This window comes from Nocardia sp. NPDC041819 (genome assembly GCF_055590505.1).
On the sequence record NZ_JBVJAP010000001.1, the window covers coordinates 163,859 to 180,064 of the forward strand.

General features: G+C 69.0%; 16 protein-coding genes, 1 other RNA gene and 1 pseudogene. 10 read left to right on the top strand and 8 right to left on the bottom strand.

Translation table 11 applies throughout. From position 1 onward, the window contains the following. Positions 1-310: 310 nt before the first annotated feature. Positions 311-681: a transfer-messenger RNA gene (gene ssrA / locus ACZ6DL_RS00790) on the top strand. A gap of 192 nt (positions 682-873) precedes the next feature. Here the strand turns inward: ssrA and ACZ6DL_RS00795 are convergent. Next, a pseudogene (locus tag ACZ6DL_RS00795) lies at positions 874-1,562 on the bottom strand (DUF899 domain-containing protein). A gap of 306 nt (positions 1,563-1,868) precedes the next feature. Here ACZ6DL_RS00795 and ACZ6DL_RS00800 point away from each other — a divergent pair. Continuing rightward, a complete protein-coding gene (locus ACZ6DL_RS00800; protein ID WP_466048096.1) occupies positions 1,869-2,759 on the top strand; it encodes a phosphotransferase in 891 nt (296 codons plus the stop codon). Positions 2,760-2,795: 36 nt separating this feature from the next. Continuing rightward, a complete protein-coding gene (locus tag ACZ6DL_RS00805) occupies positions 2,796-3,092 on the top strand; it encodes an MmyB family transcriptional regulator (protein WP_466048098.1) in 297 nt (98 codons plus the stop codon). Between the two features lie 93 nt (positions 3,093-3,185). Here the strand turns inward: ACZ6DL_RS00805 and ACZ6DL_RS00810 are convergent, their stop codons facing one another. Continuing rightward, positions 3,186-4,094: an EamA family transporter gene (locus tag ACZ6DL_RS00810; protein ID WP_393227978.1), complete on the bottom strand. Its 909-nt coding sequence runs from the start codon at positions 4,092-4,094 to the stop codon at positions 3,186-3,188. A 255-nt stretch (positions 4,095-4,349) separates the two neighbouring features. Between ACZ6DL_RS00810 and ACZ6DL_RS00815 the strand changes: the two genes are divergently transcribed. Beyond that, positions 4,350-4,748 carry a hypothetical protein gene (locus ACZ6DL_RS00815; RefSeq protein WP_466048100.1) on the top strand — a complete coding sequence of 133 codons (399 nt, stop codon included), beginning with the start codon at positions 4,350-4,352 and terminating at the stop codon, positions 4,746-4,748. Between the two features lie 67 nt (positions 4,749-4,815). After that, on the top strand, positions 4,816-5,721 hold the full coding sequence (locus ACZ6DL_RS00820) for a universal stress protein (RefSeq protein WP_466048101.1): 906 nt from the start codon (positions 4,816-4,818) through the stop codon (positions 5,719-5,721). Between the two features lie 3 nt (positions 5,722-5,724). Here the strand turns inward: ACZ6DL_RS00820 and ACZ6DL_RS00825 are convergent, their stop codons facing one another. Further along, complete coding sequence (locus ACZ6DL_RS00825) at positions 5,725-6,180, bottom strand: hypothetical protein (protein ID WP_357033133.1); 456 nt, start codon at positions 6,178-6,180, stop codon at positions 5,725-5,727. A 152-nt stretch (positions 6,181-6,332) separates the two neighbouring features. Between ACZ6DL_RS00825 and ACZ6DL_RS00830 the strand changes: the two genes are divergently transcribed. Both ACZ6DL_RS00830 and ACZ6DL_RS00835 read left to right on the top strand, forming a co-directional pair. Next, positions 6,333-7,295, top strand: coding sequence for a GlxA family transcriptional regulator (locus ACZ6DL_RS00830; protein WP_466048103.1), 963 nt, complete (start codon positions 6,333-6,335; stop codon positions 7,293-7,295). A gap of 114 nt (positions 7,296-7,409) precedes the next feature. Next, on the top strand, positions 7,410-8,024 hold the full coding sequence (locus tag ACZ6DL_RS00835) for a dihydrofolate reductase family protein (protein ID WP_466048105.1): 615 nt from the start codon (positions 7,410-7,412) through the stop codon (positions 8,022-8,024). Between the two features lie 39 nt (positions 8,025-8,063). Here the strand turns inward: ACZ6DL_RS00835 and ACZ6DL_RS00840 are convergent, their stop codons facing one another. Beyond that, positions 8,064-8,993 carry a hypothetical protein gene (locus ACZ6DL_RS00840; protein WP_466048107.1) on the bottom strand — a complete coding sequence of 310 codons (930 nt, stop codon included), beginning with the start codon at positions 8,991-8,993 and terminating at the stop codon, positions 8,064-8,066. A gap of 306 nt (positions 8,994-9,299) precedes the next feature. Between ACZ6DL_RS00840 and ACZ6DL_RS00845 the strand changes: the two genes are divergently transcribed. After that, positions 9,300-10,091, top strand: coding sequence for a DJ-1/PfpI family protein (locus ACZ6DL_RS00845; protein ID WP_466048109.1), 792 nt, complete (start codon positions 9,300-9,302; stop codon positions 10,089-10,091). Here the strand turns inward: ACZ6DL_RS00845 and ACZ6DL_RS00850 are convergent. The 3 genes from ACZ6DL_RS00850 to ACZ6DL_RS00860 all read right to left on the bottom strand — a co-directional run bounded on the left by ACZ6DL_RS00850 (position 10,072) and on the right by ACZ6DL_RS00860 (position 13,089). After that, positions 10,072-10,620, bottom strand: a complete 549-nt coding sequence (locus tag ACZ6DL_RS00850) for a thioredoxin family protein (RefSeq protein WP_466048111.1) — start codon at positions 10,618-10,620, stop codon at positions 10,072-10,074. The two genes, ACZ6DL_RS00845 and ACZ6DL_RS00850, sit on opposite strands and share 20 nt — an antisense overlap. An 84-nt stretch (positions 10,621-10,704) precedes the next feature. Continuing rightward, complete coding sequence (locus ACZ6DL_RS00855) at positions 10,705-11,661, bottom strand: threonine/serine dehydratase (protein WP_466048113.1); 957 nt, start codon at positions 11,659-11,661, stop codon at positions 10,705-10,707. Between the two features lie 33 nt (positions 11,662-11,694). Then, positions 11,695-13,089, bottom strand: a complete 1,395-nt coding sequence (locus tag ACZ6DL_RS00860) for a bifunctional lysylphosphatidylglycerol flippase/synthetase MprF (RefSeq protein WP_466048114.1) — start codon at positions 13,087-13,089, stop codon at positions 11,695-11,697. Positions 13,090-13,685: 596 nt separating this feature from the next. On the opposite strand from ACZ6DL_RS00860, the gene ACZ6DL_RS00865 reads away from it, so the two are divergent. Beyond that, entirely contained in the window at positions 13,686-14,195 is a 510-nt protein-coding gene (locus ACZ6DL_RS00865; protein ID WP_466048116.1) for a hypothetical protein, read from the top strand. A gap of 17 nt (positions 14,196-14,212) precedes the next feature. Here ACZ6DL_RS00865 and ACZ6DL_RS00870 read toward each other — a convergent pair whose 3' ends face one another. Continuing rightward, positions 14,213-15,379, bottom strand: coding sequence for an FAD-dependent monooxygenase (locus tag ACZ6DL_RS00870; RefSeq protein ID WP_466048118.1), 1,167 nt, complete (start codon positions 15,377-15,379; stop codon positions 14,213-14,215). Positions 15,380-15,466: 87 nt separating this feature from the next. Between ACZ6DL_RS00870 and ACZ6DL_RS00875 the strand changes: the two genes are divergently transcribed. After that, the gene (locus tag ACZ6DL_RS00875; RefSeq protein WP_466048120.1) at positions 15,467-16,168 is read left to right on the top strand and encodes a TetR family transcriptional regulator; all 702 of its coding nucleotides are present in this window, start codon (positions 15,467-15,469) and stop codon (positions 16,166-16,168) included. Positions 16,169-16,206 lie beyond the last annotated feature (38 nt).

Sequence of the window (16,206 nt, forward strand, 5' to 3'; positions counted from 1 at the left end):
GGATGGGGTGTTCGAGCGGGCGGTGACGGGGATCCGGTTGAGCTGCGTGCCGTAACCCCCGGACCATATCGGAGGAATAGAGAACACGGTGCGTTCTCGACACCGCCCGAGGGTGGGGAGTTCGAAGGTTCCGGTCCGGGAACACGGCCACTCCGAAGGCTTCCTCCGACCCGCGGTGCCCACCTACTCACCCGCATCAGTGGGCCCGGCCCACGCTGCCGGGCGTGGGGTCCGCCACGACCGGATATCGGGATGATTCGGCCTCTCGCCGGTGTTAACATGAACAGCCCGGCAAGGCGCCGGGGCGTACGGGGCTGAACGGTTTCGACTGCGTACGTAGATCTAGGGGAAGCGTGTCGGTGCAGGCAAGAGACCACCGTAAGCGTCGTTGCAACCAATTAAGCGCCGATTCTCATCAGCGCGAGTACGCTCTCGCTGCCTAACCAGCGAAGCGTCTCTGTCGGCCCGGGGCATGCCCTCGGCTCCGGTGCCGGCATCAGCTAGAGGGCTAACCGTCCTACTCGGTCGCGGAGTAGGACGGGACATCGAACAGCGACTGGGATCGTCATCCGGGCTTGTTCGCGGGACCCGGAGATCCGAGTAGAGGCACAGCGGACTGCACACGGAGAAGCCCTGGAGACGCGGCGGAGGACCCGGGTTCGATTCCCGGCAGCTCCACGACGAGGCCCCTCACTTGCATCGCAGGTGAGGGGCCTTTTTCATGCCGCTTCGCCGGTCTCCTCCGGGGCCGTGCCCACATTGTGCCCGAGCTGCCGATGGACCGTCTTCACGTGCGCGCCGCTGGCGATCCTGGGGCCGGAAGCGGCAGCGGAACTGTTGACGAGGTTGGGGGCGGTGGGTCAACCGCTGGGTTCACGCATTCGGCTCGCCGTAGGTTGCGGCGATGTCCTGGGAACTGCTCCACCGGCTGTAGGTGGGCGACTGTGGCCATCCGTCGGGGGAGTCCTGCCATTCCTCCTGCCTGCCGTAGGGCAGTAGGTCGATCAGGGCGAAGGAGTGGCTGAGCTGTTCGGTGCCGCGGCCGCTGGTGTGCCAGGTGCGGTAGACGGTGTCGCCGTCGCGGAGGAATACGTTGACCGCGAACCCTGCGCCGGGCGGTGCGCCGACATCGGCGCCGAAGGAACTGTTCGCGGTGGAATACCAGGCCATCTTGTTCCGACCCGCCGCTTGTAGGCGAGTGCCTCTTGGATCGGGCCTTGGGTGACGATGACGAACCGGGCGTCGTAATTGTTCAGGAACTCCAACCGAGTGAACTGCGAGGTGAATCCGGTGCAGCCCCCGCACTGCCACTGCTCGCCCGGAAACCACATGTGGTTGTAGACGATCAGTTGCGACATACCGCCGAAGAGGTCGACCAGCCGGACCGGTCCCTCCTCGCCCTCGAGAGAGTAGCCGGGCATCTCGACCATCGGCAGGCGGCGGCGCTGAGCGGCGATCGCATCGAGTTCCCTGGTCGCCGCCTTCTCCCGAACGCGCAGCGCTTCGAGTTCGCGCTGCCAGGTATCGGCGTCGACGACGGGCGGCAGTGCTTGCGTGCTCATAGGGTCCTCCCTGTCCGGGTTCATAGCTCGAGGGCTGTAGGTGTAGACCCCGCCCGCTCGCAGAACTCATCGGTGACCTTCTACTTCCTCTCTACCAGGGCCTCGCACCCGCCTTCCGCTGACCGAAAAGCGGCAAAACGGGCGGATTCTGTTTGGTTGCTGACTGCGGTGGAATTGCCGGGGTAATGTCCACTGAGCAGGGAAAATGGGGTGTTTGCCCCTCGGTATCTGGATGGCTGCCATGAAGCTCGAAGCCGAGATTCGCAACTTCTCCCGAGACGGGAGCGGGGGGCTTGGGAGGCTGACATGACTGCGGGAATCGCGGGTAACGGGATGCGGTCGATCCTGCGTGCCGCCTGTGTGAGCGTCGGGATAGATGCGAGCGATGCCGAACCGGTGGGGTCGCAAGGGGTCTACCGGTTGCGCGGCGGGCTCGTCGTGCGGATCGGCGAGCGAGGACAAAAACTCGCGACCGGGCGGGAAGTCGCGGTCGCTCGATGGCTGGAGACCTGCGGGGTGTCCGCGGCGCGCGTCGTCGCGGACATTCCGCAGCCGGTAGTTGTCGACGGACGCCCGGTGACCTTCTGGCAGGAGCTGCCGCCGCATCACCCGGGCACGCCCGGTGAGGTCGCCATGGCGCTGGGACAGCTGCACCGGCTACCACTGCCGGGGTTCGAACTACGCCGGATGTCGCCCCTGGCCGGGGTGGAGGAGGAGATCGCCGCCGCGCACACGGTGACCGAGGACGACCGGCGCTGGCTGGGCAAACACTTGGAGGAACTGCGCGGCCGCTGGAAGGCGCTTCCGAAGGGCCTGCCGTGGTCGGTGGTCCAGGGTGGCGGCTGGGAGGATGGCGTGGTGGTCGGCGACGACGGCGACGTCATCCTGGCCGGCTTGGGGCAGGCGATGATCGGCCCGCCGGAGTGGGACCTGGTGCACACGGCGATCGAGTGCTGGACCGCGGGCGAGCTCACCGCTTCGCAGTACGCCGAATTCTGCGCCGGGTACGGCCGCGACGTGATGCGCTGGGACGGCTTCTACCTGCTTCGCGACATCCAGGAGTTCCGGATGGCCTTGCAGTCGATGCGCGCCGCCACTGTCGACCCCACCTATCAGCGGCAGGCGCTGCGCCGCCTCGCCTACATCCGCGGCGACGAGGGCATGCGGCCGTGGCCGGAGTGGGCGGACCTCGAATAGCTCGCCCGCCGTGCCGCGCCCGTCATCTGTGAACGGATGGCAGGCAAAGACGTCGGGGACGCGGCCCAGATGCGCGTCGCCCCCGGCCGAGTTACCCGACGCCTGAGGGAGGCGTGGCCGCATGCGCCCGCAGTGGTGCTCGGCAGATACCTGGACGTCCTGGCGGCGAATCCGCTGGCCGCGGCCGTCAACTCGTGCTCGGTGCCGGGCCTCGATCAGGTGCGCATGGTCTTTCTCGATCCCGAGGCGCGCGATCTCTACGGTGACTGGCCGACCATCGCGGCCGATACGGTCGCCAGCCTGAGCGATCGCTGGCCCTGCTCGGCAGTTTGATCGCGGACGAGGGGAAAACGACCGCTGCCGAGCGCCGCGACGCCGGTGCGTCTCGGCCGCCGCGCTGAGGAAGTCCGGCGCCGATCGGCCGAGTCAATCCATCGTTTCGGTCCGGGTCGCCCCCGCCGACGCCGCCACCACACACCCGACGCCCGCCCACTGTCCGAGGTTCATGACCTGACCGAGGACGACCAAGCCCGCGATCGCCGCGACCGCGGGCTCCAAGCTCATCAGCACGCCGAAAACGCGGGGCGGAATCCGCCGCAGCGCTTCCAGCTCCACCGAATACGGCAACACCGATGACAACATCGCGACCGCGAATCCGGCGGCGAGCACGGCGGGCTGCAACAGCGCGGCGCCCGCATCGATCACGCCGACCGGCAGCATCACCAGCCCGCCGAATGCCATGGCGAGCGCCAACCCGCCCCCGCCGCTGGTCCGTTCGCCGAGCGCGGCGCTGAGCAAGATGTAGCCCGCCCAGCACGCCGCCGCGGCCAGCGCGAACATCACCCCCACCCAGTCCACGTCCCCGTCCGCCCGGGTCAGCAGCAGCACCCCGGCCCCGGCCAGCACCGCCCACAGCGGGTCGATCCAGCGCCGCGATCCGGCCAGCGCGACGGTGAGCGGTCCCAGGAACTCGATGGTCACCGCCATGCCGAGGGGGATCCGGTCGATCGCCTCGTAGAACGAGAGGTTCATCAGCGCGAGCACCGCCCCGTACCCGAGCACGACCGGCAGCGCACCACGCCCCACTCGTAGCGACGAACGCCAGATCACCAGCAGGACGATCCCGGCGAAGACCAGCCGCAGCATGACCGCTCCGGCCGCGCCGGTCGCCGCGAACAGCTGCGTGGCCACCGCCGCGCCCACCTGCACGCTGACTATGCCCGCCAGCACCAGCGCCGTCGGCGGCACACCACCGAGCCCCTGTGCGGCGACCCTGCGTCGCACCGACAACGGCCTCGCGCCGCGCACCATCCGCTCGAAGTCGATCGCTACCACACCAGCACCTCCGTCGCTCCACGGGAAGACCCTCGGACACACAACCACGAGGGGACGACACGACGGAGCAGACCCGTCCGAGCGAGCGACCGAGGAGCACACGCACCGACGGATCTCGGTGCGCCGGTGCGAGCCGAATTCCGCGTTTTGCACCCCGTCGAAGCCGTGCGGGAGTGAGGATCTAGTAATCGCGTCGGTGCGCGCGGCCGGCGTCCGTTCGACGAGGAGCGACTCACGACCGATAGGACCACCCGAATGCGAAGACGAATCGGTGCGGCAGCGGCGGCGCTCGGAGCCGTCGCGGCGGTCACGATGGCCGACCCGCCCTCGGCCGGGGCCACGGTGACCCAGGTCGGGATGTATCCCGGCCTCAATTTCGGGTTGGTGACCAATTACGGGACGGGCTGCACCTATACCGCGCGAGCCACCGTGACCGACGTCGTCGCACCGGTGGTGTTCTACGACAACGGCATTCCGTTCGGTGTGGTCCGGCCTTCCGGCGGCGTCGCGCTGATCGACTGGGTCCCCGCCACGCAGGGACCGCACACCATCAGTGCCGTGCAGGAGCCGGACGCGCCGTATGTGGCGAGTATCGACCTCCCGGTCGGCGAAGGCATCCACCTGGGCTACGCGTGCGTCGTCCGCGGCGGTTGACGGCGACGTCCGCCGCGCCGGTGATCGGCGGTCCGAGCTCGATCTCTTCGGCGGGAAGGAAATGAGCATGCGAAGCAACGGGCCGATCATCGTCGGTGTGGACGGATCCGCCGGGTCGGCGGTGGCGGTCGCGTGGGGAGCACAGGCCGCCGCGCAGCATCGGGCGCCGTTGCGGTTGGCGCACGTGGTGGATCCGGTCGCCGACTACGGGCCCGGTGTCACCGAGCCGCTCACCAGCACCGACTACGCCCGATTGGCGGGGCACGGTCGCTGGGTGCTGGACACCGCGGCCGAGGAGGCGCGCATCGCGGTCCGGGCGCTGCACGACATCGAGATCAGCACCGAGTTGGTGCACGAGCCGGTCGGTCCGGCGCTGCTCGACCGCACCGGCGGAGCTCGGATGATGGTGGTCGGCACCCGCGGTCGCGGGACCGTACAGCGTGCTCTGCTGGGATCGGTCAGTGCGGCGCTGGCGCGACGTGCGCGCTGCCCGGTGGTCGTGGTCCGGGAGGGCGCGCCGCTCACCGCGGAAGCCAGGAAGAACCTGATCGTCGTCGGCGTAGACGGCACCGAGATCAGCGAACCCGCTATCGAAGCGGCGCTGCACGAAGCCTCGGCGCGGGGTGTGCCCCTGCTGGCCCTGCATGTGTGGACGGGTGTCGAACTGCCGTCGGTGAGCGCTGAACTCGCGGTGGATACCGAGAAGCAGATCGTGCTGGCGGAAAGCCTCGCCGGATGGCAGGAGCGGTTTCCCGATGTCGAGATCCGGCGCGAGATCGTGACCGACCGGCCCGAGCGCTGCCTGCTGGAACGTTCCGGGCAGGCCCAGTTGCTGGTGGTGGGCAGCCGCGGTCGAGGCGGGTTCGCCGGCATGCTGTTCGGTTCGACCAGTCAGGCACTGCTGCTGTCGGTGGCGTGCCCCATCATGATCGTTCGCGACGTCTCGATGGCGATCCGCTACCTGCCCGACTGAGCGTCACACTCCGGTCGTCGAGCCCGGCCGCACGATCATCAGAACGGTGACCGCCGCCCACAGCAGGTTGAACACTCCCGTGTCCATGGCGAGACGGCGGATCAGCGCCGGAGTGGTGCCGGTGAGGTCGGCGAGGACTTTCTGCTGCCCGGGCAGCACGAGCAGTGCGAGCACGCCCGCCGCGGCCGCGGTCAATCCGATCGACACCACCAGCCAGGTGTCGCCGAGCACGCCGAGAGCGAGCGCGGTGAGCACGCCGAAAGCCGGGACCGCCACGCCGAGCAGGGCATAGACGCGGCAGATGCGATGCAGCGTGCCGAGGACGGCCGGATCGTGCCCGGTCGCGGTGGCGGCGAGGGCGCGGCGGGTGGTGGCGGGAAACATGCTGGCCGCCACCGTCACCGGGCCGACGGCGATGATCACGGCGAGCACGTGGACCGAGAGCAGGAACTTCGTCACGGCGGTCGACACTAGCCAGGATCTGGCGGGGGCGAAATTGGCGAAAGTGCCATATACCGCTCGATTCTCGCCAAGGCCCGTGAAATGCGGATATTCGGCAGAAGCCAGTTCAGCGCATTGGCTGGAATCAGCCGGACGCCTAAACTATCGCCATGCACACCGTGGTCGTCCTCGCGCTGGACCAGGTGATCGCGTTCGATCTGGCCACGCCGGTGGAAGTGTTCGGGCGTACCTGTCTCCCCGATGGCAGGCCCGCCTATCGCGTGCTGGTCTGCGCGGGCGCCCCGACGGTCGACGCGGGGCTGTTCACGATGCGAGCCCCGCGCGGGCTCGACGCGCTGGGCGAAGCCGACACGATCGTGCTGCCCGGCTGCGCCGACCCGGCCCTTCCGGTGCCGGACGAGGTGCTCGAGGCGCTGCGCCGCGCCGCGGCCGCGGGCACCCGTCTCGCGTCGATCTGTTCCGGCGCCTTCATCCTGGCGGCGACCGGATTGCTGAACGGGCACCGCGCGACCACGCACTGGCTCGCCGCCGCGGACCTCGCGGCCCGCTACCCGGACATCGACGTGGACCCCGACGTGCTGTACGTGGACAACGGCTCGCTGCTCACCTCGGCGGGCGCCGCGGCCGGAATCGATCTGTGCCTGCACATGATCCGCCGGGACTACGGCTCGGCGGTCGCGGCCGACGCGGCCAGGAAGTCGGTCGTCCCGCTGGAGCGGGAAGGGGGGCAGGCGCAGTTCATCGTGCACGACCAGCCGCCGACGCCGCGCGGCTCGGCGCTGGAGCCGGTGCTGCGGTGGATCCAGGACAACTCCGCGCGGGATCTCACCCTCGACGACATCGCCGCCCAGGCCGGGATGAGCACCCGCACGCTCAACCGGCGGTTCCGCGAGCACACCGGGACCACGCCCCTGCAGTGGCTGCTGCGCGCGCGAATCCGGCAGGCCCAGCATCTGCTGGAAGCCACCAGCCACCCGGTCGACCGGATCGCGGGCCAGGTCGGATTCGGCTCGCCCACCGCGTTCCGCGACCGCTTCAAGCGAGTGGTCGGGACGAGTCCGCACAACTATCGCGCGGCATTTCACGGCTCCGATGCGAACCTGTCCGGCTAGCGCGAGCGCGTGCCGGATGGGGCGCGGCGACGGCGGCCGCGCCGACCGATGAGTTCTCGCGCGTCGTCCCGTCGGATCAAGCGACATCGCAACACCGATCCAGGAGCAACGCACATGAGGAAAATCACCGCCGGCCTGTTCATCGCCCTCGACGGCGTCATCGAGGACCCGCAGGACTGGCACTTCCCCTACTTCGACGACGCCATGGGCGCGGCGGTCGACGCCCAGCTCGGCGCCGCCGACACCCTGTTGCTCGGCCGCAAGACCTACGACAGCTTCGCGGGCGCGTGGCCGGAGCGCGAAGCGGCGGGCGGCCCGGAGGCGGCGTTCGCGAAGAAATTGGGCGACGCGCGCAAGATCGTGGTTACCCGGCAGGATCTCGACTTCACCTGGCGCAACTCCGAAGTGATCGACGGCGATCTGATCGACGCGGTGACGGCGCTGAAGAACGAGCCCGGCGGCGACATCGGCATGAGCGGCTCGGTCTCGGTGGTCCGTCAGCTCCTGTCCGCCGGTCTGCTCGACGAGTTGCACCTGCTGGTGCACCCGATCGCGGTCGGGAAGGGCGATCGCCTGTTCCAGGACGGCGCGGCCACGGTCCCGCTGCGCCTGCTGTCCTCGGAGACCTTCCCCACCGGCGTGCTGCATCTGGTCTACACCCGCGACCAGGCCGCGTCCACCGCGTCCTATGACGACGCGAAAGCCCATCTGTCGCAGAGCGTTCAGTAGGCGTCGGCGCCGTCCGGTCGGGCCGTCACGGTGAAGCCCCTAGTGCCCCAGTGCTTTCGCGACGATTCCGCCCGTGACTGCTTTGATGAGATAGCTGGTCGAGTCGTGTGGCGACGCGCCGTTGTCGAAATGCTGTTCGGTGACCGGGATGACGGCGCTGCCGGGGTACGGCGGAAAGAACGAAGTGAGGTCGAGATGTGCCGCCACGAGGTCGTCCTCATCGACCAAGTTGTGCCATTCCGTCACCGATTTCGGCACGGCGCTCGGCTGGGGGCGCAGCCGGTCGTACACCACCGAGCGCAACCCGAGCGGCGAGCCCATGGTCAGCAGGGTCACCGGATGGTCGGTGCGGTGCAGCGCCTCGTAGGCCACCACGCTGCCCAGCGAGTGTGCGACGACCAGGCGGGTTTCGGGACCGACCTGGTCGAGCACCTGCCGCTGGGCATATTCCCGTACGTCGTCGTCGGTGAAATACCGGGCGACCTGGGACAGGGCGCGGATGACGAACTTCTGCGCCAATCCGAAACCGAACGGCGCGAACCAGCGCAACCGCATCAGCGCGTTGAGCGCGGGCCGCAGTCTCGCCTGCGCTCCCTGTGCCACCGCGTCCGGCGGCGGGGGAGTGCCGAGACGACGGGCCGTCGCCCGATCACGCTCGTCGCCCGCGTGCGCGGCGGCCGTCGCCAGCCACTCGGCGGCGAGCTGTTCCATCAGGTCGAGCTGGGCGTCGTCGGGTTCGATCCCCGCGCCCTGCGCGCCCTCGACCAGGAAACGATTGCCGTAGAAGGCCATCCGGGTCGACAAGTCACCGGGAGAACCGTTGCGCCACAAGCGGTCCGCCAGCTCCGGGACGCCGTGGTTGCGGACGCCTCCCGCGAGCCCGGGTAACCAGCGCGCCTCCAAGGTGTCGGCCGATTCCTGTTCCTGCGCGATGCCGTGTACAAGGACGATCGTCGCCAATGTCCCCACCCCTTTCGATCCCCGGTGTCGCCGAACAGTGTCCCTCATCGCGGCCTGCTCGTCAGCACGGGTCTTCTCTCGGGGCGGCGCCGCGTGTGAATCGCTTGTCGAGTGGCGCAATCGAATTGGCGAGACCGAACGGCACACCTTCGGTGACCGAGTGTTGTGGGGACCGGATCCCGGGCTGCCGGGCGAGTGGGAAGCAGGGAGCGTTCCACTGCGCACATCGTGGCGCTCCCGGCGACGATTGACACCCCGTCAGTGCAATGAAACGCTGATTCTTTCTTTGACTCATAGCCGGAAACGGGGTCGATGATGACCAGATCCGAGGGGCGCGGCCCGGGCAAGACGGTGCGAATCGCGATCGTGACCTATCCGGGGATGACCGCACTCGACGCGATCGGCCCGTACGAGGTGCTGCGTTTCGCGCCGGGCGCGGAGGTCCGCTTCGTCTGGCACGAGCCGGGGCCGATCATGACCGACAGCGGGGTGCTGGTGCTGGGCGCCACGCATTCGTTCGATGAGACGCCCGCACCGGATATCCTGCTCGTTCCCGGTGGCCCCGGTTCGGCGGCAGCCGCCGTCGATGACGCGCTGCTGGCCTGGCTGCGCCGAGCGCACCGAAGCACCCTGTGGACGACCTCGGTCTGCACGGGTGCGCTGGTGCTGGCCGCGGCCGGGCTGCTGGACGGACGGCCCGCCACGACCCATTGGCTGGCGCAGCCGGCATTGCGCGCACTTGGAGCGGACGCTCGACCGGACGAACGGATCGTGCGGGACGGAAGAATCGCCACCGCCGCGGGGGTCTCCGCGGGTATCGATCTGGCGCTGTGGCTGGTCGGGGAAGTCTTCGGTGCCGAGCAGGCGCAAACCGCCCAATTGATCATCGAGTACGACCCGCAACCGCCGTACGACGCGGGTCACGTCGGCAAGGCATCGCGCGCCGTGCGGCTGGCCGCCACCGCCCAGCAGGCCCGGACCGTCGTGGAACCGGGGAACTTCGGAGAATTCGCCAGATTGTCGGCCGCCGTGCCGCAGCTGGCGTGGCGCAGTGCGATCCGTCGGGTGCGCGCACGCGGGAAGGTGCTCAGGCGTCCCGCCACTTGATCGAGCAACCCATGCTCGGTCGGTGCGGTTCGGGGGCGGGCCTGCCTGCCAGCACGGCTTCGACGGCCGTGCGCAAGTCGTTTCCGGTCAGCGGCTTCCCGTTTCCGGGCGTCGATTCGTCGAAGGCGCCGCGGTAGGCCAGCCGGAGATTCGCGTCGTAGAGGAAGAAGTCGGGAGTGCACGCGGCGCGAAAGGCCCGGCCCACGTGCTGCTGCTCGTCGACGAGATAGGGGAAGGTCCAGCCGGCGCGGATCGCTTGGTCGCGCAGCCGAAGCGGTGCGTCGTCCGGGTAGGCGGACGCGTCGTTGGTGCAGATCGCCACGGTGGGCATGGACGGCAGGGAATCGACCAGTTCGCCGAGCGCCGCCTCGATGTGCTTGACGTAGGGGCAGTGGTTACACGCGAAGACGACCAGCAGTCCGGGGCCGTCCGCGAAATCGTCCCGGGAGTAGATCCGCTGGTCGAGGTCGGGAAGCGAGAAGTCGGGTAGCGCTGTGCCGATGGGGACCATGTGTGAGGTATGCGCCATGGTGTGCCTTCCGTCGGGATCGCAGAGGACAGCGGGAGCCTAACCCCGTGTCGTCCGATTCGTCGGAAATACGCCGCTGAGCCGTCAGTCGGCGTGGCGGCCGTCCGAACCGGTCAGATCGGACGGATCGGTGTTCGCTCCGCACAGCACCACGCATACGCGTTGGCCCGGGCGAGGCCGGAACGCCGGCTCGTCGCCGAGGATCGCCGCCACGGCGGTCGCCGCACCGTGCTCGACGGCGATGCGGCGCTCCTCCCACAGCTCGCGGCGCGCTGCGACGATCGCGGCGTCCTCCACGAGCACCGACGCCACGTCATACTGCCGCGCGGCCGCCAGCGCCAGTTCCGAGGCCCGCCGGGCGCCGAGCGAGTCGGCGGCCACCGAGTCGACCTCCACGTCGACGACCTTCCCGGCCGCGATCGCGGCATGCAGCGCGCGGCAACGGGCGGGCTCCACGGCGACGGTCTCGACACCGTAGTGATCGGCGGCGGTGGCCACACCCGAGAACAGCCCGCCGCCGACGGCGACCACGACGGCCCCGAGATCCGGGATCCGCTCGCGGATCTCCGTCATCAGCGTGCCCGCGCCTGCGGCGATGAGCGGGTGGTCGTAGGCATGGGAGAGCAGGGCGCCGGTGGTGTCGGCGAATTCGCGACTGGCCGCGAGCGCGTCGGCGTATTGCGTCCCCACCAGATGGACGTCGGCGCCGTAGGAGTTGAGCCGGTCCACCTTGACCCGCGGGGCGGTGGTCGGCAGGAACACCGTGGCCGGAATCCCCTGACTGCGGGCCGCCCACGCACAGGCGAGTCCGGCGTTGCCGCCCGAGGCGATCGTCACGCCCACCCGCGGGAGCGTGCCGTTCTCGCGATGCGCGAGCAAGAAGTTGAGCGCGCCGCGGGCCTTGAAGCTCCCGGTGTGCTGGAGGAACTCCAGTGCGAACCACAGTTCGCCCGCCTGGTCGGCCTGCGCCACCGCCACCGGCCTGACCAGTCCGCTCACCCGTTCGGCGGCGGCCTTCACGTCGCTGTGGGTCAGTTCCACGCTGCTCCTCGGGACATGGTCGTGCGCCGCCGGTCAGTACTCGCGGCGATGCGGGACGAACTCCAGGGTGAGCAGGGCGGCGGCCGCGATCACCACCTCCCGCCAGCGGACCAGGACGTAGCGCTGGTCAGACAGTGCGTGGAACTTCCGCAGGAAGCGGTAGAGCGACTCCAGCCGGATCAGCGGATCGGCCAGGTGTGCCAGCACATAGAACAGGGTGGCCGTGCGCGATTTGTCCTTTTCGGCGAACAACTCCGGGAACGGTGCGAAGGCCAGGGAGATCCGCTGGATGTCATGCGCCGCGGCGTAGTCGACCAAGTCGACGATCATGCGTTCATCCAGGCCGTTGGGCGCGTCTTTGCGCCGCCACGGGACATCCAGGCTCAGTTCCCGCCCGCGCCCGGAAATGCCGTAGCGCTGGAAGCCGACGGGACTGCCGTCCGCGTCGTTGGCGATGACCACCAGCATGTTCGGATTCCGCCCGTCGAGCAGATGGTCCAGGATCATCGAGAAGCCACGGCTCTGCCTGCCGCGGCGCCATTCGTCGACGATGGCCAGCAATTCCTCGCGCCGCGCAGGGGTGAGGGCGGACTCGTACACCACCTCGGTGGTGACCCCGAAATTCCTGGTGCGGCTCACGGCTTGGCGCAGGTTGCGGTACTTGCGTCCGACGAGGTTGAACTCCTCCACCTCGATCGCCACGTCGCGGCCGATCGGCACCGCGCGCAGCCCGCGATGCTCCAGTGCCCACACCTGCCACAGCTCGGCCAGTTCCGGGCTCGCGCCCAGCACGGCGACGCGCCAGCCATGGTTGACCGCGAAGTCGGAGAACGCCGCGACCAGTTCGGGGAATACCGCGCGATCGCCGATCGGATCGCCCGCGACGACGGCGATGCCGAAGCGGGTGCGGTAGCCGATGGCGGCGGTCGAGGACGCGTTGAAGAAATAGGCTTTCGACGAGTGCAGGGCGAAGGGAGCCAGCGGGTCGCCCTCGGTGCGGCCGACCAGTTCGGCCACCCGATACACCTCGCCTGGCTGCGGTCTACCGGTGCGCGGCAGCACCACGACGAATCCGGTGGCGGCCAGCAGGACGAATCCGGCGTCGGCGTGCTCGGCGCGGTAGGCGAGATGCGCGACGGCGAGCACCAGCACCGCGGCGGTGACGTGCGGAAGCGTGATCGGCCTGCGCAGGTGCAGTCCGCGCGCGACGAACACCCCGGACAGCGCGACCCCGACGAACCACCCGTGGTCGGTGCCCTCTTGCGAGGTCGTGTTCGACTCGTAGGCCAGGATCACCGCGATCAGCAGCGCCATCGTGATCAGTGCGGCGCGCGTGCCGGGAGTGGTGGTGAAGGCGGCTGCCCGGTAGCCGCCGAGTGTGGTGGCGCGCAGCGTGCGCGAGCTGGAGGTTCCCTGACCGTCAGGCACGATCGAGCTCCGCGCTACCCTCGCGCTCCGTTACCCACGACAGCTTCGCCATGGTGGTCCTCCACATGATCGCCTACCGAACACACTATGCGGCCCCCCTGGTCCAGGGGAAACACCTTTTCGAAACCAGCCGGTAGGCGGTACGAACCAAGGCGTCACAGACCAACGGCGCCCTAGGGCAAACATCGGACGAATCTTGTCTTATTCCTGGAACGGTTCCGCGGCGATGCCCGTCGCGCGGTGACGCGGGCGGCCGGATCGCCGCCGCGACGATCCGGCCGCCGGAGATCGCCGCGGTCCGCAGTGCGAGCGGTCCGCCCATGCGGTAGCCGATCGCGGCCAGGGGTGCGAGTGAGACGAACTTCGAGCGCGTCCCCCGGATGCGCGCCGATTGCCCGAATGTCGGCATAGGCCCATGGTGGGGAATCTGAAATTCAATCCTATTTCCTTCTCCGGCGGGCGCTTTCGGACATTTGCGGTCGAATTGCCGATTTATCGGCGTGTATCCGAGCTTTTCCTCTTTCCCGTTGTCATGCTCAGTGCCTGGCTGCTCCGAACCAACCGCCTGATGAGTGGGCGCGACGAGAGGTCCGACTGTGAAACTGAGCTGGATGGTGATTCCCGCGCTGGTTGCCGCCGCTGTGTCCGGATGTTCCGACGACACTTCGGCGAGTGAGGCGGCGACCGCGACGAGTCCCGTCGCCGCCCCGAGCGTTCCGGCGACGACGACCGGGGCGCGCGACGAGGAGGTGGCGGACGGCGGTATCCGAATATTGCTGGGCGAATCGAAAAAAGTTCCGGTGCCGCCCGATGTGGTGCTCGATATTCGAGCGCCTGTCGCATGGGGGCAGGCGGCCAACGGGATTCGCTGCACGGTGACCGACAGTTCCGGGCGGAATGAAGATCTGCGCTCTTCCGACGCGAAGAAGACCGAGACGTTCGGCGGGACGGAGTGGGTGACGGTGTGGACGTTCTCCTCCGTGCCGAACAGCGACGTCACCGTGGGCTGCCGGGACCCGGAATCGAAGATCGCCGCGGACCATCGTGAGCCGTACCTGCGCGTCGTGCCGCGCGTGATCGTCCCGATCGCTCCGCCGCAGCGCTGATCCCGCGGGCCGCCCGCTCAGGCGGCGCGCACCGCGACCGGCCGGTAGACCCGGGACGCCAGGGTCTGGAGCACCATCAGGCGGGTCAGCTGGTTGCGCAACCAGATGTGGCCGCCCGTGGCCGGAATCAGCATGGAACTGCTCGCCCGTACCGAGCGCTGTGCCCGCAGTACCGTGGGCCGCAGGGCTTGTTCATAGCGGTGGAAGGCGATCCGATGGTCGCCCCCCGCTGCGGCGAGTTCCGCCGCGAGCAGGTGTGCGCCTTCGATGGCCAGTGCCGCGCCCGCGCCGGACAGCAGGGTCGCGCAGTACCCGGCGTCACCGACCAGGGCGACCCGTCCGCTCGACCAGGCGGGCAAGCGGACCTGGCTCACCGCGTCGAAGTAGAAGCCGTCGTCGGCGGTGGCCTGATCGAGCAAGTCGGGCACCTGCCAGGCTCGGTCGTCGAAATACGCGCTTAGCAGGGCTTTCTGGGCGTTCTCGTCGCGGTGGTCGACATCCAGCACGCGAGCCTCCCGGAAGGCGAAGAACGCCGTGGCGCCGTCGTGCGCCCCCGATCGGTAGACGCCCGCGACCTTTCCCGGCGTGTTGTAGAGCGTCACCGCGTGCGGGCGTCCGAGACCGGCGTCGACGTGGGCGGTGGCGAAGTACACGCCGAGGTGATGCAGCGCGTCGGCCTCCGGTCCGACGGCCAGATTCCTGGTCCGCGAATGCAATCCGTCGGCGCCGATGACCAGGTCGAACTCGGCCTGCTTGCCGCTGTCGAAGGTCACCTCCACGGCGTCCGGGCGCTGGGTGATCGCGGCGATCGAATCGCCGAAGGTGAACTCGACGTCGTCGGCGGTCGCCTCGTACAGCACTTGGGCCAGGTCGCCGCGCATGATCTCGATGTCACCGTCGGCGTTGAAGATGCGCGTGCTCATCCCGGCGACGCGGCGATCGGCCGCGTCGACGAACGTCAGCTCGCGGATGTCGGTGGCCCGTTCGCGCAACGTCGGCAGTACGCCCATCCGCTCCGCGATCCGTACCGAGGACCCCCGGATGTCGACGCCGTTGCCGCCAGGCCGCAGTGCCGGGCTGCGCTCGACCACGGTGGGCCGGAAGCCGTTGCGCACCAGCCAGTACGCGAGCGTCGGTCCGGCGATGCTCGCGCCGGAGATGAGAATGCGGGGATCGTGCGCCATGGGTGCCTCCGTTGTATCGACTGACCGTTGGTCAGTCACGAATGTAAGACACTGACCACCGGTCAGTCAACGGGTAGGATCCGAGGCGTGAGCGACGAGACGACGACCCGCGCGCGGATCCTCGAGGTGGCCATGGACCTGTTCGGGACGCATGGTTATCACCGCACCTCGGTGCGCGCGATCGCCGAGCAACTGGGCATTTCCAAGGCCGGTGTGCTCTATCACTATCCGAGCAAGTACGACATCCTCGCGGGCTTGGCGGAGCCGTTCCTCGCGGCGATGGAGCGCACGGTCGCCGAGGCGGGTGATCCCGATCCGTGCGAGGCCCGCCGCCGGGTGGTCGAAGGGTTGCTCGACGTCTTCCTCGCCCATCGCTACCTGCTGCGGCTCAACGTCCGCGATCTCGCGCTGGCCGCTCCCGGTAGCATCTTCGAGCGGTTCAGCAAGGTCATGATGCAGGCGAACATCCTGGTCGCGGGCCCGGATGCCAGCTTCGCCGAGCGCGTTCGCGCCACCCAGGCGGTGGCGGGGCTCAGCGACCCGGTTGTGCTGTACGCCGAGGCTCCGGTCGACCAGTTGCGTTCGGAGGTGCTGGAAGGGGTGCGTCTGTTGTTGGCGCCCGCGGACCGGACGCCGCCCGCGGCCGCGTCCAGGGGGCGGCCGGGGGCACTGACCCCGCAGCAGGTCGAACTCGCGCGGCGGCGGCACGGCGTGGAGGGACGCGGCGTCGCCGAAATCGCCAGGGAGCTGGGTGTCTCCCGGGCGACGCTCTACCGCTATCTCAAATAGCGGCTTATTTTGAGACGATATTTTTGAGACGCCGCGCG

Excerpts from the sequence above, each read along its gene's own strand:
- ACZ6DL_RS00815 (WP_466048100.1), top strand. The coding sequence starts at position 4,350 with ATGCGAAGACGAATCGGTGCGGCAGCGGCGGCGCTCGGAGCCGTCGCG.
- ACZ6DL_RS00850 (WP_466048111.1), bottom strand. The coding sequence starts at position 10,620 with ATGGCGCATACCTCACACATGGTCCCCATCGGCACAGCGCTACCCGAC.
- ACZ6DL_RS00870 (WP_466048118.1), bottom strand. The coding sequence starts at position 15,379 with ATGGCGCACGATCCCCGCATTCTCATCTCCGGCGCGAGCATCGCCGGA.
- ACZ6DL_RS00805 (WP_466048098.1), top strand. The coding sequence starts at position 2,796 with ATGGCAGGCAAAGACGTCGGGGACGCGGCCCAGATGCGCGTCGCCCCC.
- ACZ6DL_RS00820 (WP_466048101.1), top strand. The coding sequence starts at position 4,816 with ATGCGAAGCAACGGGCCGATCATCGTCGGTGTGGACGGATCCGCCGGG.
- ACZ6DL_RS00835 (WP_466048105.1), top strand. The coding sequence starts at position 7,410 with ATGAGGAAAATCACCGCCGGCCTGTTCATCGCCCTCGACGGCGTCATC.
- ACZ6DL_RS00830 (WP_466048103.1), top strand. The coding sequence starts at position 6,333 with ATGCACACCGTGGTCGTCCTCGCGCTGGACCAGGTGATCGCGTTCGAT.
- ACZ6DL_RS00800 (WP_466048096.1), top strand. The coding sequence starts at position 1,869 with ATGACTGCGGGAATCGCGGGTAACGGGATGCGGTCGATCCTGCGTGCC.
- ACZ6DL_RS00845 (WP_466048109.1), top strand. The coding sequence starts at position 9,300 with ATGACCAGATCCGAGGGGCGCGGCCCGGGCAAGACGGTGCGAATCGCG.